At 65.2% G+C, this 21,912-nt stretch carries 17 protein-coding genes; 7 read left to right on the forward strand and 10 right to left on the reverse strand.

Annotated elements, in window-relative coordinates; all coding sequences use genetic code 11:
* Positions 1-8 precede the first annotated feature (8 nt).
* From CFB46_RS29405 to CFB46_RS29445, 9 genes are all read right to left on the reverse strand, one after another.
* Positions 9-4,346 (reverse strand): RHS repeat-associated core domain-containing protein, encoded by a 4,338-nt coding sequence (locus CFB46_RS29405; protein WP_234015384.1) that lies wholly within the window; start codon positions 4,344-4,346, stop codon positions 9-11.
* The gene (locus tag CFB46_RS29410; RefSeq protein ID WP_089502164.1) at positions 4,343-4,801 is read right to left on the reverse strand and encodes a DcrB-related protein; all 459 of its coding nucleotides are present in this window, start codon (positions 4,799-4,801) and stop codon (positions 4,343-4,345) included. Before CFB46_RS29410 ends, CFB46_RS29405 begins: the two co-directional genes overlap by 4 nt.
* 17 nt (positions 4,802-4,818) lie before the next feature.
* Complete coding sequence (locus CFB46_RS29415; protein WP_089502165.1) at positions 4,819-6,957, reverse strand: type VI secretion system Vgr family protein; 2,139 nt, start codon at positions 6,955-6,957, stop codon at positions 4,819-4,821.
* 391 nt (positions 6,958-7,348) lie between these two features.
* On the reverse strand, positions 7,349-7,858 hold the full coding sequence (locus tag CFB46_RS29420) for an OmpA family protein (RefSeq protein WP_089502166.1): 510 nt from the start codon (positions 7,856-7,858) through the stop codon (positions 7,349-7,351).
* Positions 7,859-7,944: 86 nt separating this feature from the next.
* A complete protein-coding gene (locus CFB46_RS29425) occupies positions 7,945-9,213 on the reverse strand; it encodes a diguanylate cyclase domain-containing protein (RefSeq protein WP_089502167.1) in 1,269 nt (422 codons plus the stop codon).
* Positions 9,210-9,917: a YfiR family protein gene (locus CFB46_RS29430; RefSeq protein WP_089502168.1), complete on the reverse strand. Its 708-nt coding sequence runs from the start codon at positions 9,915-9,917 to the stop codon at positions 9,210-9,212. The genes CFB46_RS29425 and CFB46_RS29430 overlap by 4 nt, the downstream gene beginning before the upstream one ends.
* A 324-nt stretch (positions 9,918-10,241) precedes the next feature.
* Entirely contained in the window at positions 10,242-10,436 is a 195-nt protein-coding gene (locus CFB46_RS29435; RefSeq protein ID WP_089502169.1) for a hypothetical protein, read from the reverse strand.
* Between the two features lie 65 nt (positions 10,437-10,501).
* Positions 10,502-12,748: a xanthine dehydrogenase family protein molybdopterin-binding subunit gene (locus tag CFB46_RS29440; protein WP_089502170.1), complete on the reverse strand. Its 2,247-nt coding sequence runs from the start codon at positions 12,746-12,748 to the stop codon at positions 10,502-10,504.
* A gap of 1 nt (position 12,749) precedes the next feature.
* The gene (locus CFB46_RS29445; RefSeq protein ID WP_027781256.1) at positions 12,750-13,244 is read right to left on the reverse strand and encodes a (2Fe-2S)-binding protein; all 495 of its coding nucleotides are present in this window, start codon (positions 13,242-13,244) and stop codon (positions 12,750-12,752) included.
* 129 nt (positions 13,245-13,373) lie between these two features.
* Between CFB46_RS29445 and CFB46_RS29450 the strand changes: the two genes are divergently transcribed.
* A complete protein-coding gene (locus CFB46_RS29450; protein ID WP_027781257.1) occupies positions 13,374-14,267 on the forward strand; it encodes a LysR substrate-binding domain-containing protein in 894 nt (297 codons plus the stop codon).
* Between the two features lies 1 nt (position 14,268).
* On the opposite strand, the gene CFB46_RS29455 is transcribed toward CFB46_RS29450, so the two are convergent.
* Positions 14,269-15,159 carry a LysR substrate-binding domain-containing protein gene (locus CFB46_RS29455; RefSeq protein ID WP_027781258.1) on the reverse strand — a complete coding sequence of 297 codons (891 nt, stop codon included), beginning with the start codon at positions 15,157-15,159 and terminating at the stop codon, positions 14,269-14,271.
* Between the two features lie 241 nt (positions 15,160-15,400).
* Here CFB46_RS29455 and CFB46_RS29460 point away from each other — a divergent pair, with 241 nt between their 5' ends.
* The 6 genes from CFB46_RS29460 (at position 15,401) to CFB46_RS29485 (ending at position 21,852) form a co-directional block, all read left to right on the forward strand.
* Positions 15,401-16,303 carry an amidohydrolase family protein gene (locus CFB46_RS29460; protein ID WP_089502171.1) on the forward strand — a complete coding sequence of 301 codons (903 nt, stop codon included), beginning with the start codon at positions 15,401-15,403 and terminating at the stop codon, positions 16,301-16,303.
* A 36-nt stretch (positions 16,304-16,339) separates the two neighbouring features.
* On the forward strand, positions 16,340-17,245 hold the full coding sequence (locus CFB46_RS29465; protein WP_089502172.1) for an amidohydrolase family protein: 906 nt from the start codon (positions 16,340-16,342) through the stop codon (positions 17,243-17,245).
* An 81-nt stretch (positions 17,246-17,326) separates the two neighbouring features.
* Positions 17,327-18,721 carry a UbiD family decarboxylase gene (locus CFB46_RS29470; protein WP_089502414.1) on the forward strand — a complete coding sequence of 465 codons (1,395 nt, stop codon included), beginning with the start codon at positions 17,327-17,329 and terminating at the stop codon, positions 18,719-18,721.
* Positions 18,718-19,320: a UbiX family flavin prenyltransferase gene (locus CFB46_RS29475; protein WP_089502173.1), complete on the forward strand. Its 603-nt coding sequence runs from the start codon at positions 18,718-18,720 to the stop codon at positions 19,318-19,320. The genes CFB46_RS29470 and CFB46_RS29475 overlap by 4 nt, the downstream gene beginning before the upstream one ends.
* The gene (locus CFB46_RS29480; protein ID WP_089502174.1) at positions 19,317-20,417 is read left to right on the forward strand and encodes a CobW family GTP-binding protein; all 1,101 of its coding nucleotides are present in this window, start codon (positions 19,317-19,319) and stop codon (positions 20,415-20,417) included. The genes CFB46_RS29475 and CFB46_RS29480 overlap by 4 nt, the downstream gene beginning before the upstream one ends.
* 61 nt (positions 20,418-20,478) lie before the next feature.
* The gene (locus CFB46_RS29485; protein WP_089502175.1) at positions 20,479-21,852 is read left to right on the forward strand and encodes a nucleobase:cation symporter-2 family protein; all 1,374 of its coding nucleotides are present in this window, start codon (positions 20,479-20,481) and stop codon (positions 21,850-21,852) included.
* Positions 21,853-21,912 lie beyond the last annotated feature (60 nt).

Below are 21,912 nucleotides of genomic sequence, written 5' to 3' on the forward strand. Positions count from 1 at the left end.
CTCATCTCCTAATCAAAAATCCCACCAGCTTGGTCCACATGTGGCTGGCATGATGGACACGATGCATTTCGTTGCAGTCCGCCCCAAGAGATACCCCAGCGACTAACTTCGGCACCTTCAGGCAGATTACGCAATATAATTCGCTCCGCATGGTTTTCGAGCTTGTCAAAGCCATCGATAGACTTCTTACCATAGAAGATGTTTTCTTCTGGCACGCCCATCTTCATAAGTGCCTGCCGTTGTGCCGGACTTAACCGTCCCCCACTTCCCGCCGCAAATAGTTGTGGCTTGCCATCTACCTTGGCTTCGACGATTGATACCGTTGAATTCCGTATTGAGCGCACATCCCCGCCACCCGCCAAATTGTGAACTTCCTGTGCTTTACCGCTAAGTTCGCCGCATGCCCAACCCCACGGATCGATCCACACCAACGGATTGGCAGCGTACCGATAGAGGTTCGTCCCTCCCAGCAAGCCGATCGGATCCGGGTTGATGAAGCGCCCGATATCAGGATCGTAGAACCGGAAAGTGTTGTAATGCAGCCCGGTCTCGCGATCAAGATATTGTCCTTGGAAACGCAAATTCTGCGGTCGTGGCACGTGAGTCGACGTTGGTGCGGCCGCTTGAACATCTCCCCAAGCTGGCTGCGGCCGGGTTGACGCCCGCGCGATCCACTCCTCCTGCACCGCGTTACCCCAAACCTTGTATCGAGCCTGCCAGATCAACTCGCCGTCGGCGTCGGTCAGTTCCTCCGGTAGCCCCGAAACGTCGTTGTGAAAATAGTAGACCGCGTCCCGTGCATTGGCATCGTTAGCCGCCGGCTTGCCCTGATCAATCCGTGCAAGCGGCACGTAGCTGTTGGCCTCATACAAGTACGTCAGCGCTTCCTCGCCCTGACGGTCGTGATACGTTTCCTGCACGAGCCGCATGCCGTCCCACAGGAAATCCGTACTGGCGTAACCACCATTTAGCTTGCGGATACGCCGGCCGAACGCGTCGTATTCGAAATGCGTCGTCGCGATGCCAAGGCGGTCCTTCGTCACGACGGTCTTCAACTGGCTCCAGTCGTCGTATTCAAGAACCAGCTCTTTGGCAGGTCCGTGGCCGCACAGCTTGCGAACCAATCGTCCATACGAGTCGTACTCGAAGCGCTTGTCCTCGAACATCTTGAGCCGGTTGTGCTCGACGTATCCACCGGGGTGATCGCTCGACACCAGGTTGGCCGCCGCGTCCCAGCGAAACACTTCAGACGGCAACCCCGGTCCCGCCGCCTGTTCAATGCGACCAGTCGGGTCATATTGATAGCTCGTCGTGCCATGACGCTGATCTCGCTTCTGGATCACGTCGCCCGCTGCATCGTATTGCCACTGCTTCGCAAGCAGATTGTCAGCCGCCCGGCCTCGCTGCGCAGCATGCCGCGCACGACGGCCAACCGCGTCATATCCGAAATGACTGATCAGCTTGCCCTGCGTTCGTAGTACCTCCCGATGCAGATCATCGCGTTCCATGTCGGCAACTGCAGCGCCGTCGACACGAATCTGGTGTACGTGTCCCGAGCCGTAATGCAGCCAGTCGATCGTACGCTCGCCCGAGATCGTGGTGCTGACGCGGTTGCCGAGCTCGTCGTATGTGTGTGCGAGCCAACCGGTCGGCGTGTATTCCTCAAGTACATTTCCACGCGCGTCGTATTTCAGATTGACCCGATTCTTCAGCGACGGACCGCGTGCAGTTAGCGTATGGAGCTCGGCCGACGCGATTCGGTTTGCCTTGTCGTACAGATATTCGCAACGTTCACGCGCGACTTGCTTCGCCGTCAGGCGCCCGATGGCGTCACGCTCGAACCGAGTCTCGAGCTGTCCGCCCCGCACGATCGTGCCATGGCAACACGCGTCATATTCGTATCCGCGTTTATGGCCATCGAGGCCGACTTCCTCGACCAGCAAATCGCGGCGGTCATACTGAAAGCGATAGGTCTCGCGGTTCTCATTGGTCAGACTCGCCAGCCGAAACGCATCGTCGTAACCGAACCGCACGACACGATCAGCCGCATCCGTGCGGGACAGCAGCAATCCACGCGGATTGAGTTCGTAGCGCGTGCTGCGCTGGTTCGCATCGACGACCTCGACAAGCCGCCCGGCCGCATCGTATCGGAACGTCTGACGAGCACCATCGGCTGTCCCAATCGCCGTGACCCGCCCCATCGCATCCGCTTCATACACGGTGGACTGGCCCGCCGCATCGGTCACACGCGCGAGCGCGCCACGTGCGTCATAACCGAACCGCGTGACTTTGCCGGAACAATCGGTGTACGCCGTCAACTGCGCACGACCATTCCATTCGAGGAACTTGTACCCGCCACGCGCATCGCGGATCGTGTGCACCAACCCGCGCTCATCCCGGTGATACTCGGTCGCGAATCCCGTCGGATCGCGCGTCATCGTCAGGTTGCCGCGATCGTCGTAGCGGTAGATCCAGCGCGAATTCGCCGGATCGGTTTCCGCAACAGGCAGGTCGTAGTATGCGTTCCATTCGGTCCGCTCGACCTGGCCCAGCGCATCGATACGCTGCGTCTGACGCCCCCGCTCGTCATATTCGAAGCGGGTCGTATGCCCGGCCGGATCGGTCGTACTGACCAACTGCCGCATCGCATTCCACTCGAACCGCCAAACATGGCCTTCGGCATCCGTATGGCTGGTCGGCTGCTGATCCTCGTTCCACGTCCACTGCGTAACGCGACCGATCTGATCGGTGATCGTCACCGAACGCTGCGCAAGATTCGCGTTGAACGTGTACGCCTCACCGTCGTCGGTCCAGTGACGCACGACACGCGCGTCGCGGCCCGCGCCCTGCCATCCATAAAAGCACTGCAGGCCGCCGCGCAACGTGTGCTGAACCATCAGTCCGTGTTCATACGCGAATCGTCGCCCGGTATGGCCACTGCGATCGGTAACGGCGACCAACTCGCCGGCATCGTTGTACGCGTAATGCACCAGCGTATCGGGTTGCTCACCGTCCACGCCACGAGTCAGTTCGATCGTGGCAATGCGTCGCGGCTGCGATCGATCGTAGACCAGCGTCAGCATGCGACCAGCGCTGTCATGCAGCCGGGCCGGCCGCACAACCTCACCAGCCGCTTCTTGCTCCACCTCGATCCAGTTACCGTTGCGATCCTCGAGACGCCACAGCTTGAGCGTCTCGTTGTCCGCATCGCTACGAGCACGGCCGAAATCGCGATACAAACCGTCGACCGTCTCAACCACGTAGTGGCCGCCGGCGGTACAGATCAGATAAATGCCTTCGGGAACGCTGAAATGGCTCTCGCCCGGCGGCACGGCCGGGAACACGATGTCGCGCCCCTGCTCGTCCCAATACGTAATCGACGTGAGCACGCCATGCTCACGCGCAAGCTGCAGCTCAACGCTGATCGGCACGCTCCAGCCCGTTCCGAACAGGCTGTCAGCACGATCATCGTGACTGCTGTAAAAGCGCCGCCACACGATCGGCAGCGGCCCGGGCAATGCGAAGTCGGTATCGTCCGTACCGTCGAGAATCTTGCCGCCAGTAACGACATTGACCGGGTGGCCCGCGGACGGTCTCGCCAAACTGCCGAGCCACGTACCGAAGGCACCGGCTGCAAAATTGATCGCGAGGCAAGGTGCCTTGCTCTTCAGAAACTGCCCCCAGCTCATCTTCCCGCGGCCGCAAACCGCGAGCGCAATACCCAGCGCCGCGCCCAGCCATCCGAGCCGGGTCGCCGACTTCACGTCCCGCACCCGCTGCGTGCCGCCGCCGATGAAAACGTTATCGGATCCTTCGGCAATCGTCCCGTCGCAAGTCGTCTTGTCGCCAACCCGCGCAGCCGGATGATCGTTGATATAAACGCTCCCCGACCCATCGGCGATCATCTGCGGCCCAGGATGATCCGTGCACGCGACGGTATCGAGATCTCCCGGCTTCGCCGCCCGCGCCGCCGGCTTGTTGTTGACGTAAACGTTCCCCGACCCGCTCGCGATCTTGCCTTTGATCTCGGGCGGCACGATCGAATTGGCCAGAGCCTTCGCGCCGTCGTCGATGGCGTCGTTCATCCCGCTCGCTTCCATCAGCGCGCCCGAGCCGACCGCCACCCCTACGCCGATCGCAATCACCAGCGGCGTCGCCAACCCTGCCGTGCCGATCTCGAGCGCAGCGAGACCGGCGAACACCAATCCCTCCATCGCCTCCGCCACCAATGCACCGACGATGGCGCCGCCGACCACCGATCCGACCGTGCCGACAAGCTCACCGAGGAACGACGTGTGCTGGATCGGATCTTCGAAGCGCGCGGCCGCGAAGTTTTCCGCGCTCACGACGCGTCACCCGTCCCAAGCAGGGTCGGTCGAGCCGCGCGCGGCTGGAAGCTGGCAAGCATACGGTCGGCGATCGCCTGCTGCTCTTCGGTCAGCGGCGCCGCGCTGGTCAACGTCATCACCAGCACGCGGCCAGCGTCGTCCGACGCAAACATGGTCTGCACCTGATGCCAGAGCCTGCCGTCCCGCTCGTGAGTGGAGTCGATCTGGATGCCAGAACGGCCGGCCACCGTTACGCGCCGGCGCGCCTTCTCGGTGAGCATTTTGGCATCGCGCGACGCCACTTCCCATTCGCGGGCGACAAACGCATCGATACCTTCGCCGTCGCGCAACCGCCCACGGGCGATCACGAGGTTGAGGCCGCCGGGGCCGGCGTTCATCACGAGGATGTTGACCGTGCGATCAAGCGCCGCGTCCGGCAGTTCGAAGGTGCCTTCGTGGATTGCGTAGTGCATGGCTGGTTTCGTTCGACTTATTTGTTGAGATCGATGCGCTGTCCGTTGACCATCACGCCGTCGTCGGTCATCAGGATCACGGAGCCCTTGTGCTCGAGGCGGATGCCTTCGGGCGCGAGCGAGATCGAGCTGTCCTGCACCTTCAGCAGGATGCCGCGCTCGGCCATGTAGACCTGCGTGCCGCCGCCACCGTCCTTCGCCGGCGTCGTCACCTCGACGGCAGTCGCCGTGGTGCTGCGCTTCTCGGCGATCGTCTCGGTCAGGTTGCCCTGCGGAATCTGCTTTTCTTCGCTGCCCGTCGCCACGAGGACGGTACGCATCGGTCCCATCACCTTGTGCGTCTCGTTGTTCTCGACGACGGTGTTCATGTCCTTCTGCGCGTGCATGAAGAATTCCTGCATGCCGTTCGTATCGGTCATGCGGATCTCGTTCGACCCCTGCCCCTTGTGCGTCTGGCTCTTGATCCCCATCGTCTGGCCAGCGGCACCGTGGTACGGGTTGCCCTGCTCGCCGTTGAACACGCGGCCGACGATCACCGGGTTATCCGGATCGCCTTGATTGAACGCCACCAGCACTTCCTGCTTGATCCGCGGAATCGCGGCCGCGCCCCAACCGTCGCCCGCCCACGGCTGCGACACGCGCACCCACATCGAATCCGAGCCGTCCTTCTTGCCGCGCCGGTCCCACGGGAAATTCACTTTCACCGCGCTACCGTTCGTATAAATTTCCTCGCCCTTCGGCCCGACGACGATCGCCGACTGCGTGCCGTGAATCACCGGCTTCGGCGTCGCGCGCGGCGCACGGTACGGAATCTTCTTCGGCAGCAGTGCGAAGCTGTTGCGGTACGGCAGCTTCGCGCTGTGCTGCGTGTAGTCGTTCACCGCCTCGTGACGCACGTGCAGGATCACGTATTCCTGATTGTTTTCGAGGACGGGGTGATTCGCCACGTTGACGGCGCCGGCCGTCGTCATGCGCCACGCGTAGCCGCCGCCGGTATAGCGATGGGCCTGCACCTCCTCGGCCTCCATCGCGAAACGGGCGTAGCGGTTGCCGTCGTCGCCGTGGTCGTACAGCGACTGGTGCTCGAACCGCTCGGTCGCATCGAGCCGCGCGTGCTTGAGGTTTTGCGGCCCGGCCTCCACCAGCATCAGCGGCGACGACGGATTCTGGTGATTGAAGTCGCGGAACGTGACCTTGCCGACGCCGAAGCGCCGGCCTTCGTGCAACTGGTCGATGCCGCCGTCCTCGCTGGCCTCGGTCGAGGCGAACGGCACGGTCGCGAGCCCGTCGATCGGGCGGAACAGCAGGTTCGTGTCGCCGATCACGAGAAAGTGCTTGTCCTTCTCGTAGCGGTGGGTCCAGACGAGCCCCTCCTGCTCCATCAGCCGCGCGCAGAAATTGTAGTAGCTCTCCTGGTACATCACGACGTACTCGAGCGGCTTCTGGCTCGTCCGGATGTCGAACGAGAAATCGGAAAAACCGTGTTCCTGGAAGATCTCGGTGAGGATGTCCTGGGCGGTCTTGTTCTGGAAGATCCGGCAATCGGTCGAGCGCGTCAGGAACCAGAACCACGGCACGGCCGTCAGGTGGTATTGCGTGACGTTCCCGGGGTTGCCGGCGCGGTCGAACGACGCGACGTAGCCGTCGAAGTAACGATCGCCCTCGACCGCACCCGACGCCACGACGCGTTCGAGCGTCGACAGGCGCGCCTGCTGATCGAAGCGGATCTTGACCTGTTGGCCGATCAGATCCTCCGGGCGCAGGTCATGGCGGTGCGACAGCAGGTCGAGATGAATTTCCGGCAAGCGGTTCACGTGCTCGTCGACGACGGCCGCGCTGACCAGCAGCACATCCGGGCCGAGCGGTGTATCGAGCGTGACGTAACGGTTGAGCTGGGTCAGGCGCGCGGGGTTGGCTGCGCCGTTGATCGCTTCGGCAATCGCGCCGGGCGTCTTGTCCATCAGCGAGAAGCCGGTCTGCGCGAGCTGCATCGCGCGCTGGACGGTGTCGACGTGCCCGGCCAGGCCGGCGAGCGGCCCAAGGCTGCCGGCCACACTCGATGCAACCGGGCCGGCAAGGCCGCCGAGCGCGCTCAGGGAGCCGAACGCACCGCCGCCCAATCCAGTGGGAATACCCCCGTTCGGAGCGAAACTCATTCTTGTTCCTTGCGTGTGATCTCAGGTTCCATCGGCCGGTTCGCCGGTCCGCGGCTTCGATAATGTAGGGTAAAACCCGACTGCTTGAAAGTCTTCCGCAAACGTTTGCTTTCCGGCCCTTAAAACTGAAACCTGGACCGGCAGCAGAGCGCCTGAACGCAGGTCGTCCACGGCCAAGCAGCGCGACGGTCGGCAATGAAAACCGTGCCGCTGCGTACCTCGATAAGCCGGACAGCCCGGGACACCACGACGATCAACGGATGCTCGGATGTTTGCGTGACAACGGTAGGAAACAGTTGAAACTAACCGACCTCATGCCGGGGTCAGTGTTTGAACGAACATACTGCCTACCGGTGGGCAGTCGCGTCATCGCGATCGCGGCGCACTTTCCTCACCGCGGCGAAACCACAATCGCCGCCCGCCGGTTCTGCGCCCTCCCTGCCGGCGTCTTGTTATCCCCTACCGGATCGCGCTTCCCTTTCCCGACGATCGCGATCCGCTTCGCATCGAGTCCGACGTCAACCAGTTCAACGGCAACGACTTCAGCCCGCCGCCTCGACAACTCGAAATCGTAAGCAGCCTCCCCCTCGTCGTCCGAGTACCCGTAAACCCGCACCCCGTTGATCCCCGCCGATCTCAACGTCCGCCCGATCCGTTCGACGATCCGCCGAACATCCGGCTTGAGGTTATACCGGTCGAAATCGAACAGAATCGGCCCGATCGAGCCGAACTCGAATCCCTGCCCGGTCTCCTGGAACCCGGCCGACTTCAATGCCGTGACCTGCGTCTGCGTCAGCCCGCGATGAAGCGGCGGCGCCTTGCAGCCCGCCAGCAGCATGCACAGCAGCAGCGCACTCCCGACGCACATCCGCCCCATGCTCACAGGAAACGAGTGGTTCATTTCACATCCCCTTCCATCGCGCCCGCGCTGCAAGCGCTTCTTTTAACCGCCGCCGCGGCCTCGCCCGCAGCGCGAGTCGATCAACGTCACACCGGCCCTGCAACGCTCTCCGCCAACCGCCACGATCCCGGCCGCGCGCGCTTGGCGCGGTACATCGCGATATCCGCCGCGCGCAGCAAGCTGCTCGCGTCCGACGCGTGATCGGGATACAGCGCAACGCCGGCACTCATCATGGTGGCCACCACGCGGCCGTCGGACAGCTCGATCGACGGCGCCATGCCGGACAAAATCTCGTCGGCGATCCGGCACACGCTGCCCGCTTCGGGCACCGCCGCCAGCATCACCGCAAATTCGTCGCCGCCCAGGCGCGCGACGAGATCGGCCTCGCGCACCCGCGCGCGCAGCCGCGACGCGATGCCGATCAGCACCGCGTCCCCGGCGTCGTGACCGAGACAATCGTTGATCTCCTTGAAGCGGTCGCAGTCGAGATACAGGACGGCGACCCGCTGCCCCGTCAACGTGGCATCGCAAAGCGCAAGTGCGAGGCGCGATTCGAACTGCACGCGGTTGGGCAAGCCGGTGAGCGCATCGTGCGTCGCCTTGTGCTCGAGCGACGCGTTCTCGTCGCGCAGCGTGTTCTGCCAGTCTTCGAATTCGTCGAGCAGCGTGTTGAAGTCGTCGCCGAGCTGGTTCAGTTCGGCGATCGCCGCGGACTCGACGCGCCGCCCGAACGCACGCTCGCGCCGCACCGCGTGCGCGACGCCCGCCAGCGCGCGCAGCGGCGAAACGATGTCGCGCAGCAGACGCTTCGAACTGACATACGCACCGAACACGCTGAAAGCGAGGCAGCCGAGAATGCCGCCGACGCCGCCGAGCAGGAAGCCGAAGAACTGATGTCCGCGCCCGCGCACGACGACGTGACCGACGATGATGCCGTCATGCGTGACCGCGGCGGTAACCGGCCCAGGCAGCGCCGCATCGGCGACGGTGCGCTCGAGCCGCGCGATCCCGTTTCCGGCCGGCAACTGCCACGTCGCGAACAGTTGTCCCTTGCTGTCGGTGACGACTACCTGCGCGACGTCCTCGTCACCGGCGATCATCCCGATCGCCTCGTTCGCCGCGATGCGATCGCCGAACACGAGCGCCGCCTCGACCGTATAACCGAGCGAGCGCGCCAGCAGGTTCAGGTTGTTGCCGGCATACGCACGCAACGCGATCACGGCGACGACGATCAACGACACAGCGGCCATCGCGACGGCGACGAACGCGAGGCGCAAGTGCGCGCGTCGCAACACGCTTTGCAGCGTCGGGCGCGGCAGGCGCGAAGCGGAAACGGGGGGTGCGGACCGTGTCATGGCGCCACCGGCCGTCGTGCGAGATTGAGGACGTTCGGGTGCACGCGCACGCCGCTGCGCGCGACGGCGTCGAGATTGATGTCGAAGGTGACGCGTTCGCCGTCGACGTTGAGACAGAACATGCCGCCTGCGGTGCAGGACGGATCGTGCTCCGAGATCGTCAGGACCGGATGGCCGGCCACCGCTACTCTCACCCGTGTTTTCTCGTCTTCGCTCAGGGTGCCGAGATAAACGACGTCGCAGACCGTGCCGAGCGCGGGATCGTCGAAGCGCACGCGCTGCACGTCGAGCAGCGTCGAGCCGGCCTGCAGCGTGTCGGTCAGCCCGCGCGCGTAGTCGGGCCGGCCTGTCACGCAAAGATGCAGGCGCACCGGCGTCGTCGGCCAGTGCGTGAAGCTGATGATGCCGAGCACGACCTGACGCACGGCCGTGTCGTGTGACGAAATGGCGGGATCGAGGGAATCGGCGGGGCTCGCGACGGCGGCGATACGTACGGTGTCGGGCGGGTCGTCCGCATCGGCGGTTGCCCCGGCGAGCATGGCGGGCGCAGCGCTCAGAACGCAAACGATTGCGAGAAACGCGTGGCGCAGCGAAGCGGTTCGGCCAAGCCGGCCGGACGCCGTCCGCGCGGCCATTGCCGCCGCGCCCGTTGGCGTCGCTGCAGTCGCAAAACTGGCTGCGGACGCGCACACTTTCGCATCCATGATGGGAACATCCGCTGGCGTCGGTCCCGACGCTGCCTACTGCCTCCCTCCATGCGCGTGCAGGTACCGAATTACGCGCATGATTCCTTCATCTTAGGTAGAAAGTCGCGTGGGAAACCAGTGGGATACACCCGGGAGAAATGGTGGGAAGTATGGGGAATTGGGGCTGTTTTAGATGATTTGGGGGAGTGCGGCATCCGTCGTCGGTTCAGTGCCAACGCCTGCGAATTGATCAGCGGATTGGATGCGCGGCTGTCTCGAACTTCATATGGTCTTACGTGGCGAGCCAGATCGTTTTCCAGTGCATGGGGCTGCCGTCTGCAACTACCTCGACTGATCTTGCTCGTCGTCCTTTACTTTGTAGCTGTCGCGCGCCTTCTTGTAGCTGTTGTCGAACGGTTTTATCTTCAGCATATGCGCTCTACTTGCGTATCCACCAACGGCCACGACTCCAAATCCGAACAGCAGCAAAAAACCTCCAAACGGCGCGCGTGGAACGTACTTGTATGCGGCGAACATGATTGCACCGGACGCAAATACTTTCTCGCGTCCGGTGCGTGCGCTGAACCACGATGCTTCCGCGCTTACCCCACCGCCGACAAATCAAACGGCGTCTCCCTCAACCGCTTTCCCGTCAGCCTGAACACCGCATTCGCGATCGCCGGCGTCACGGACGGGCTCGACAGTTCGCCCACACCGCCCGGCTTCGCAGGATCGCCCTGCACGATATGGATATCGGTCGCGGGCATGTCGTTCATCCGCATCACGCGATACGTATCGAAGTTCGACTGCTGCACGCGGCCGTGCCGGAATTCGATGCGGTCGGACGTCGCGTGGCCAAGCCCCCACATCAGCCCGCCGTACAACTGTTCCTCGACACCACCCGGCGATACCGCGATACCGCAGTCGGCCACGCACGTCAGCTTCTCCACGCGTACTGCGCCGTCCTTGCGCACCACGCGCGCCACCACCGCGACATAGCTGCCGTACGCCTGATTCGTCGCAATACCGAGCGCGACACCGTCCGGCAACGGCTGCCCCCATCCCGCACGCTTCGCCGCCTCGCGCAGCACGGCCGCATGACGCGGCCGGCCGCGCATGTGCGCCAGTCGGAATTCGACCGGATCGCGCTTGGCCGCATGCGCGGCCTCGTCCATCACCGATTCCACCGCGAACACGTTCGGGATATAGCTGACCGCGCGAAACCAGCCGGTCGGCACGCCGGTCTCCAGACGAACCCAGCCGATGTCGCGATGCGGCGCCGCATACGCGAACTCCCATTTCGTGATCGCTTCGGTCGTGCTGAAATCCATCCGGTCCGGCCGATTCAGATAGCCGGGTTCCCACTGCTCCGGCGATGCGGGCATCACGCCGCGCAGCCACAGCGATGCTAGATTGCCTTGCACGTCGAGCACGGCCCGCGCGCGGTGACAACTCGCGGCGTGATAGAACAGCGCACGCATTTCGTCCTCGCGGCTGTTCATCAACTTCACGGGCTTGCCCGTCTTCAGCGCAAGCCAGGTCGCCTCGAACAGCCAGTATTTCGATTCGCGCGCACCGAAGCTGCCGCCCGACACGAGCTCGTGCAGCGTCACGCGATGCGAAGGAATGCCGCCGATCACATCGGCCGCTTCCATCGCGGTCGACGGTACCTGCAGCCCGCCCCAGTATTCGATTCCGCCGTTGTGCGCCCACACGGTGACGTTGATCGGCTCCAGCGGGTTCGCCGCCTTGTGCGGCATCGCATACGACGCTTCGATCATGCGTACGCCTGACGCGGTGGCCTGCGCGGGATCGCCGTCCTGGATCGTCGGCACGGCGCGCGCGGCCGGATCGTCGACCCAGGCGGCCTGGCGGGCAGCGAGCGTGCTGCTGTCGAAGGTCTCGAACGGGCTGTCCTCCCATTCGATCTTCAGCGCGGCCTGCCCGCTATGCGCGGACCAGTAGTCGTCGGCCAGCACGGCGACGCCGGCCTGGTTGCCGCCGAGCACGTCGGGGCGCGGCGGAATCTGCAGCACGTCGCGCACACCGGGAACCGCGAGCGCGGCTTTCGCGTCGACGCTGCGCACGCGACCGTCGATCACCGGCGCGCGTGTGACGACCGCCACGAGCATCCCCGGCAGCGACACGTCGAGGCTGTACGGAAACGAACCGTCGGCCTTCTGCGCGGCGCCGCGCTTCTCGCGCAACTTGCCGATATAGCGGAAATGCGCGGGATCCTTCAGCGCGACCTGCTTCGGCGCGGGCAACTGCGCGGCCGCCGACGCGAGCGCACCATACGTTGCACGACGTCCGCTCGCCACATGCGAGACCGCACCGTCGCCCGTCGTGCACTCGGACAAGGGCACGTTCCATCGATGCGCGGCCGCTTCGACGAGCATCGCGCGCGCGGTTGCGCCCGCGTGGCGCAGCCGGTCGTATTCCAGCGCAACGCTCGTGCTGCCGCCGGTGGAGAACACCTTCCACAGCGGATGGATATAGTCGGCGAAGAACGGATCTTCCGGCGTGATCACGTCGACCCTGAACGGATCGACGTCGAGTTCCTCGGCGACCACCGCCGCGAGCGCGGTGCGCGTGCCGGTGCCCGAATCGTGTTTGTGCACGACGAGCCTGATCGTGTCGTCGGGGAGCACGCGTACCCACGCGTTCGGTTCGAACTCGCCGGCGGACGGATGCGGGTCGCCGCTTGCCGATTGATTGCCCGCCATGGCGTCGGGCATCCGGAAGCCGATCGCGATGCCGGCCGCGAGCAGCGCCGTGCCTTGCTTGAGAAAACGTCGGCGCGGCGTATCGTCGGCGCGTTGCGCATCCTGTGCGTGATCGTCGCGCATGTCACGCCTCCTTTGCAGGTTCGGCGGCGGCCTTCAACGCGGGATCGCCCGACGCAGCGCGCTTGATCGCGCGATGAATCCGCGCATACGTGCCGCAGCGGCACACGTTGCCCGACATTGCCTGCACGATCGTCGCATCGTCGACCGGCTGCCCGCCCTTCAGCAGCGCGGCGGCCTGCATCAGTTGCCCCGGCTGGCAATAGCCGCATTGCGGTACGTCTTCCGCGACCCATGCGAGCTGCAGCGGATGGCGCCCGTCCGGCGACAGCCCTTCGATCGTCGTCACGCGCCGCCCGTTCACGGCGACGGCAGGGATCAGGCAAGACCGCACGGCCTGCCCTTCGAGATGCACGGTGCATGCGCCGCACAGGCCCTTGCCGCAGCCGAACTTCGTGCCGGTGAGCTTGAGCCGGTCGCGCAGCACCCAGAGCAGCGGCATATCCTCCGGTACATTCTCGAGCGAATGGCGTGTATCGTTCACGACGATGTCGATCATGCGCTGTCTCCTGATTCGCGTTCATGGTGTCGGCCCGCGTCCGTTGCGCGGTTTCGAAGCATTATCGAAACGCGATGCGCGGGCACGCCAGCGATCATTTCGTCGATTCCCTGTCAGTCGGACTAACAGATGCTCAAGCGATACCCTTCGATCCAGTCGATGCAGGCGTTTCTGCAGGCCGCGCGGGTCGGCAGCTTTTCCAGCGCGGCGCGCCAGCTCTCGCTCACGCACAGCGCGATCAGCCAGCAGATTCGCTCGCTCGAGGAATTCATCGGCCAACCACTGTTTGCGCGGGCGGGCGGCCGCGTGATCCTGACCGATGCCGGGACGCTGTTCGCGAACCAGTTGTCGGACGGCCTAGAACAGATCGATCGCGCACTATCGTCGGTGAAGGGGCGCACGACCGGGCCGTCGATCCGGCTCGACGTCGATCCGGAACTGATGCAGGGCTGGCTGCCCGCGCGGCTGCCGGAACTGATGCGCACGCTCGACGGCGTGGCGCTGATGGTGCTGTCGGCGCCGCGTCACGACCGCGACGCGTTCGATCGCGTCGATGTGGCGCTGCGCTACGGCTACGGGGAATGGGAAGGCGTCGACAGCGCGCTGGTCTGCCCCGACCGGCTGACCGCAATGGCCGCGCCCGCGCTGCTCGAACGCTATGGACTCACCGCGCCGCTCACGCCCGAACAGGTGCTGGAACTGCCGTTGCTCGGCTATACGAAGCGTTCGTGGATTCCATGGCTCGAAGCAGCCGGCCTCGCGCCGGTCGAGCCCGATACGGTCGCGGTGTTCGACAACGCGGCAGGGCTCGTCGCGACGCTCGCGTCAGGGCTCGGCGCCGGGCTGGTGCGCGGCCTGCTCGCCGCCGACGCGCGCCGCGACGGCCGGCTCGTCGAACTGTGCGCGATCGCGATTCCAACGCACTACAACCTCCATGCGATCTGGCCGCGCGAGCGGCGTGCGCGCGTGAAGCCGCTGATCGACGCGATCGGCGCGCTGGTCGCGCAGTCGCTCGCACCCTGACTCACGCGCTGAATTCCGCCGCGACCTCACGCACGGTATCGAGGAACGCGGCGAGCACCGCGGACGTATCGTCCGCGCGGTAGCGCGCCTGCAGCGACACCTCGAGCGCCGGCGGCAGCAGCGGCACGAACGCGACACCCCCTGTCGAAATCTGCCGCGACGACGCCGGCAGCAGCGCGACGCCCAACCCTTCGCGCACCAGCGACAGCAGCGTGTGCACCTCGACCACCTCGTGCACGATCTGCGGCGTGAAGCGCGCTTCGACGCAACTCTGCTGCAGGAAGCGCGCCAGTTGCGAGTGCCGCAAGCCGAACGACACGAACTGCTCGCCAGCCAGCTCGCCGAGCGCAATCGCATCGCGCGCCGCGAGCGGATGGCCGAGCGACAGCACGGCCACGGCCGTCTCGCGCACGACGATCTCGCTGCGGATCGACGGATCGTCCTGGAACAGCCGGAAGAAACACACGTCGAGCCGCTTCTCCTTCAGCGCGTCGATCTGCACGGCTGGCGTCATCTCGTGCAGCGACCAGTGCACCTGCGGATGACGTTCGGCGAACACGCGCAATGCACGCGGGATCGGCGCGACCATCGCCGAACTGATGATGCCGACCGCGAGGCGGCCCACTTCGCCGCGCCCCGCGCAGCGCGTGAGATCGATCGCGCGATCGAACTGCGCGACGATCAGCGGCACCTGCTCCTTCAGTGTTTTCCCTGCCTCGGTGAGTTCGACGCGATGCTGCGAGCGCACGAACAGCGCGGTGCCGAGCTGCTCTTCGAGCAGCCGGATCTGCTGGCTCAGCGGCGGCTGCGAGATATGGAGCCGCGCGGCTGCGCGCCCGAAATGCAGTTCGTCGGCCAGCACCGCGAAGTAACGCAACACACGCATGTCCATATCGCAAACGTATCAAGAACGTCAGTAAAAAATATTGTACAGAGGGCAATTGGCTGGTGACACTCGGTCTCAAGCAGCAGTGCACGTCGCAGTGTGTCACTCGATGCCGGCGAGGGGAAGGCGCCAAAAAAGGCGCCTTGAAAAAGGCCGCGTGAATCCGACCGACAGGGTCGCTTCATCGACGTGCCTGCCCGCGAACCGGCAACCGGTTCCCCCGGTTCCTCTCAAGGAGATCGAGTAGATGATCATCGACACCAGCTGTTACCCGACGAATCTCGTCGACCTCGCGTGGCGTCACGACGGCCCGCCGTTCACCGGCGAGCGCCTGATCGAGACGATGAACGGCCCGTTTCTCATCAACGGCAAGCCGCGCCGCATCGACAAGGCCTTCATCCAGCCGCCGCAAGGCAACACCATCTATACGTATACCGACGGCGAGAAGTCGGGCACCGAATCGATCGACGCGTACATGGCGTACACGGTCGAAATGGTGCGCAGGCACCCCGACCGCTTCATCGGCTGCTTCGTCTACAACCCGCGCTGCGGCGTGGAGAACGGGGTGAACGCGATCGATCACTACGTCCGCAAGCTCGGCTTCAAGATGGTGCAGTTCCAGGCCAACATGCACGCGTACCGGCCCGACCGCGCACTCGACTGGCTGCGCCCCGCGCTGAAGAAATGCGCGGAGCTCGGCGTGCTCGTGAAGCTGCATACCGGCGACGGCCCGTACAGCATCCCGACCGAATGGGTGCCGATGATCAAGGAATTCCCGACGGTCAATTTCATCATGGCGCACTTCGGTGTGCAGACGGGCGGCGTCTACTGCTTCGAGCCGTTCCAGCTCGCGATGGATCTGCCGAACGTGTATTGCGAATCGGGCTGGTGCCTGCAGTCGCGCATCGTCGAATTCGCGAAGGTGCTGCCGAAGCACAAGATCCTGTTCGGCTCCGACACGCCGCCGAACGAACCTGGAATGTGGCTGCGCCTGCTCGAAGTGCTGTGCTTCGAACCGCCGCAAGGGATGAATCTCGACGAGGACACGCTCGAGGATTACCTCGGCAACAACACCGCGCGAATGATCGGTCTCGAACCGACGCCCGCACCGCGCACCGTCGACGAAGCGAAAGCGTTGCTTGCCGCCTGACGGCCGCGCCCTCTTATCCCGATTCCGGAGCATTGCATGATCATCGATACGCATCTGCACCCGACCAACCTCGTCGACGAGGCCTGGCGCCACACCGGCGAGCCGTTCACCGGCGAACGCCTGCTGAAGATGATGGACGGCCCGTACATCATCAACGGCAAGCTGCGCCGCATCGACATGGGTTTCATCCAGCCGCCGCCGGGAAACACCGGCTATCGCGACGGCAACCGCCGCGGCCGCGACGGCATCCGCGACTACATGGCGTATATCGCCGAACTCACGCAGAAATACCCCGACCGCTTCATCGGCAACTTCACGTACAACCCGCGCTGGGGCCCGGAAAACGGTGCGGCCGAGCTCGAATTCCACATCAAGGAATACGGCTTCAAGATGGTGAAGCTGCACGCGAACATGCACGGCTACCGGCCCGATCGTGCGCTCGACTGGCTGCGCCCGGCGATGAAGGTCTGTGCGAAGTACAACATCGTCGTGCTGATCCACACCGGCGACGGGCCGTACACGATCCCGACGCAGTTCTACCCGATCATCCGCGAGTTTCCGATGGTGAACTTCATCATCGGCCACTTCGGGATCCAGACGGGCGGCAACTACTCGTTCGAAGCGTTCTGGATGGCGATGGACACGCCGAACGTGTACTGCGAATCGGGCTGGTGCTACCAGGCGCGGATCGTCGAGTTCGCGCGCGAGCTGCCGCGCAACAAGATCGTGTTCGGCACGGATTCGCCACCGAACGAACCCGGCATGTGGCTGCGCGAGCTGGAAATGCTGTGCGGGCCCGCGCCGCAGGGGATGGATCTCGATGAAGACGGCCTCGAGGACTACATGGGCAACAACATCGCCCGCCTCGTCGGCATCGAACCGACCAAACCGCCGAAGGATCTCGACGAAGCGGAGAAGCGCCTGACGGCGACCTACGTGTAACGCGCCGGCGGCCGGATCGCGCGCCGTCGCAAGCATGCGCGCGGTCCGGCCGTTCCTCTTCCGCATCCGATGGAGTGCATCATGGCGTCCAGCCTTTTCGCCGAGCAGCAGGATTTCCACCACTTCGCGAACGCATATCGCGAACGTTTTCCGGACGACGTGCTGACGATTGCGCAGCCGCTGTCCGCCGACCAGGACGTCACGGCCGTCGTCGCGTCGCTCGCCGCGCGCGGCCGGCACGAGATGCTCGTCTGCGAGCGCGTCGACGGTCTCGCCGCGCCGCTCGTCACCAACGTGTTTGCATCCCGCACGCGCATCGGCCGGCTGTTCGGCGTCGATGCGAATGGCCTGTTCGACGCGTGGCAGCAGCGCGCGAACGCGCCCGTCGCGCCGGTCGTCGTGCCGCACGGCCCGGTGCTCGGCCATGTCGTCGAAGGCGATGCGGTCGATCTCGCACAGTTGCCGATGATCCGCCACTTCGAAACCGATCGCGGGCCGTATGTGACCAACGCGGTGATCGTCGCCGAAGATCCGATGACGGGCATCGCGAACCTCAGTTACCACCGCTCGATGCCGCATGCGCGCAACGCACTGGCGACGAGCCTGCATTCGCGCGGCCATCTGTGGCGGATGCTGCAAACCGCCAAGGCACGTGGCGACACGCTGAAAGTCGCGATGGTGATCGGCGCGCATCCGCTGTTCATGCTGGCCGCCGCCGCGCGCCTGCCGTTCGGCGCGGACGAGCGCGCGATCGCCGGCGGCCTGTTCGGCGCGCCGCTGCAACTCGTGCGCACGCCGCGCCACGGCATCGGCGTACCGGCCGCCGCCGAGTTCGTGCTCGAAGGCACGATCGATCCCGACGCGCATGCCGACGAAGGGCCGTTCGGCGAATTCACCGGCTACTCGTCGGACCGCTCGACCAACAACGTGCTGCGCGTCGACACGATGATGCGCCGCGACGACGCGTGGCTCGTCGACGTGGTCGGCGGCCCGTACGCGGAACACCTGACGCTCGCGCGGCTGCCGCGCGAAGCCGAGATGAGCGAGAAGCTGAAAGCGCGCTTTCCCGCGGTCACCGCGATCCACTATCCGAATTCCGGCACGCACTTCCATTGCTACGTCGCGCTGAAACAGACACGCGACGGCGAAGCGCGCCAGATCATGCTCGCGCTGCTCGGCTGGGATCCGTACCTGAAGAACGTCGTCGCGGTCGACAGCGACGTCGACATCACCGACGACGCGCAGGTGCTTTGGGCGATCGCGACGCACTTCCAGCCGCATCGCGACCTGTTCGTCGTCGACGGCCTGCCCGGCAGCCCGCTCGATCCGTCGTCATCCGCTGACGGCACGACGTCGCGAATGGGCCTCGACGCGACGCGCGGCTCGCGCTTCGACGGCGTGCGTGCGCGCGTCGGCGACGCCGCGATGCAGCGCGCCGCGCAGGTCATCGCAGCGCTCGGCGGAGCCGCGCGATGAGCACGCGCCGGCTCGTGGTCGGCATCAGCGGCGCATCGGGCTTCGTGTACGGAATGCGGCTGCTCGCGCTGCTGCGCGAACTCGACATCGAGACGCACGTAGCCGTGTCGCGCGCCGCCGCGCTGACGATGGCGCACGAGACCGATTTCAGGCTGTCGGACATCACGGCGCTCGCCAGCGTGCTGTACCGCGGCGACGACATCGCGGCACCGATTTCGAGCGGCTCGTTCCGTACGCTCGGGATGATCGTCGCGCCGTGCTCGATGAAGACGCTCGCCGAGATCGCGAGCGGCCTGTCGTCCGGCCTGATTTCGCGCGCGGCCGACGTCGTGCTGAAGGAGCGCCGCCGGCTCGTGCTGCTTGCCCGCGAGACGCCTTACACGCTCACGCACCTGCGCAACATGGCGGCGGTCACGGAGATGGGTGCGATCGTCGCGCCGCCCGTGCCGGCGTTCTATGCGCGCCCCGCTTCGCTCGACCAGATGATCGACCACACGCTCGGCCGCGTGCTCGATCTGTTCGACCTCGATTCCCGCACCGTCCATCGCTGGAAAGAAAGCGAATTGCAGCCCAACCGACTCAACGGAGACGCATCATGACCCACATCCACACCACCCACAGCGACGTCGAGAAGATTCCGGTCACCGTGCTCACGGGCTTTCTCGGTGCGGGCAAGACCACGCTGCTCAACTACATCCTGCGCGAGAAGCACGGCCGCAAGATCGCGGTGATCGAGAACGAGTTCGGCGAGATCGGCATCGACGGCGGCCTCGTGCTCGAATCGACCGAGGAGATCTACGAGATGACGAACGGCTGCGTGTGCTGCGTCGGCGCAGTGCGCGAGGATCTGGTGCGGATCGTGCGGATGCTCGTCGAGCGGTCCGATCGGCTCGATCACATCATCGTCGAGACGAGCGGCCTCGCCGATCCGTATCCGGTCGCGCAGACCTTCTTCCTCGACGATCCGATCGCGAAGGAAGTCGCGCTCGACGCGGTCGTCACGATGGTCGACGCAAAGCATATCCGCGCGCACCTCGACGATCTCGTGCTCGACGGCCGCGACAACCAGGCCGTCGACCAGATCGTCTGCGCGGACCGGATCGTGATCAACAAGGTCGATCTCGTCACGTCGCCGGACGTCGATGCGCTGACCGCGCGGCTGCGCGAGCTGAACACGACGGCCGAGATCGTTACGTCGAGCTACGCGCAGGTCGATCTCGACCGCATCCTCGGCATCGGCGCGAACGAATTCGCGCAGATCCTCGTCGAGAGCGACGGGCTGCGGGCGGATACGCCGGCGAGCGAACACGAGCATGGCCATGAGCATGAGCATGAGCACGGCCACGACGATCACGCGCACGACGACCACGACCATCACGAACACGACGAAAGCGTATCGTCGGTCGGTATCGAGATCGATGCGGACGTCGATCTCGATGCGCTCGAAACGTGGCTCGGCGAACTGCGCGCCGCCGATACCGCGAACCTGTTCCGGATGAAAGGCATCCTCGCCGTGCAGGGCCGCGCGCAGCGCTACGTGCTGCAGGGCGTGCACGGCGTGATCGAACTGCGCGCCGCGCAGGCGTGGGGGTGCGAGCCGCGCTCGTCGCGCATCGTTTTCATCGGCCGCGATCTCGATCGCACCGCACTGACCGACCGTTTCCATGCCTGTCTCGCCGCCTCGATCGCGGCCTGACGGGCACGCCGGGCGGGCGCGCCACGCACCCGCCCGATAACGAACCTCAGGAGACACGCCCATGAACTCTGCTTCACATCCCGTCGATCGGGTCCTGCCGCGCCGCCAGATGCTGACGCTCGGCCTGCAGCACATGCTCGTCGCCTATATCGGCGCGATCGCGGTGCCGCTGATCGTCGCGTCGGCACTGAAGATGTCGCCCGCCGACACGACCGTGCTGATCAGCACTGCGCTGTTCTGTTCCGGCATTTCGACGATCCTGCAGACAGTCGGCGTCTGGAAGCTCGGCGTACGCCTGCCGATCCTGCAGGGCGTCGCGTTCAGCAGCGTCGGCCCGGTGATCGCGATCGGCCTCACGCCGGGCGTGGGCTTCGCCGGCGTGTGCGGCGCGGTGATCGGTGCGGGCATCATCACGACCTTCGCGGCGCCGCTGGTCGGCCGGCTGCGCCGCCTGTTCCCGCCGGTCGTGACGGGCTGCATCGTCACCGTGATCGGCCTGCAACTGTTTCCGGTCGCATACCAGTGGGCCGGCGGCGGCGACGCTGCGAAGCTGCAGTTCGGCGAGCTGTCGTTCCTCGCGGTCGCGCTCGTCGTCGCGGTCGTGATCCTCGCGGTCAACCGTTTCGCGAATGCGTTCCTGCGCAACCTGTCGGTGCTGATCGGGCTGGTCGCCGGCAGCCTGCTCGCGATCGCGCTCGGGATGGGCAACTTCACGAACGTTGCGGCCGCGCCGTGGTTCACCGTGCCTGTCCCGTTCCACTTCGGCACGCCGGTGTTCGCGATCGTGCCCGTGCTGACGATGGTCGTCGTGATGATCGTGCAGATGGTCGAATCGATGGGCCTGTTCGTCGCGATCGGCGACATCGTCGAGAAGCAGGTGAGCGAGGAAGATGTCGTGCGCGGCCTGCGCGCGAACGGCGTCGCGAGCGCGATCGCCGGCACGTTCGCTGCGTTCCCGTTCATCGCGTTCATGGAGAACGTCGGGCTCGTGATCCTGACCGGCGTGCGCAGCCGCTGGATCGTCGCGGTCAGCGGCGTGCTGATGTGCGTCGTCGCGCTGGTGCCGAAGATCGGCGCGATCGTCGCGTCGACGCCGTCCGCCGCGCTCGGCGGTGCGGGTATCGCGATGTTCGGCGTGGTCGTCGCGGCCGGCGTGCAAACGCTCGCGAAAGTCGACTTCGAAGGCAACCGCTACAACGTGTTGATCGTCGGCTTCACGATCGCGACCGCGCTGATTCCGGTGATGGCGCCGAAGGTGTTCGCACACATGCCCGACTGGACGCAACCGTTCCTGCACAGCGGCGTCGTGCTCGCGTGCCTCGTGTCGGTCGCGCTCAACGCACTGCTCAACGGCGTGCCGGCGGCCGAACCGGTCGACGTCCACGCGCATCACGACGCCTCGCACCGCAGCCCGATGGCGCGCGAGTGCGACTGATCGGCAGGCGCCGCGCGCGGCAACGTGCCCGCGCGCGGCGCGTGATGGCCAACCACTATC

Source organism: Burkholderia sp. HI2761 (genome assembly GCF_002223355.1).
Classification (GTDB): domain Bacteria; phylum Pseudomonadota; class Gammaproteobacteria; order Burkholderiales; family Burkholderiaceae; genus Burkholderia.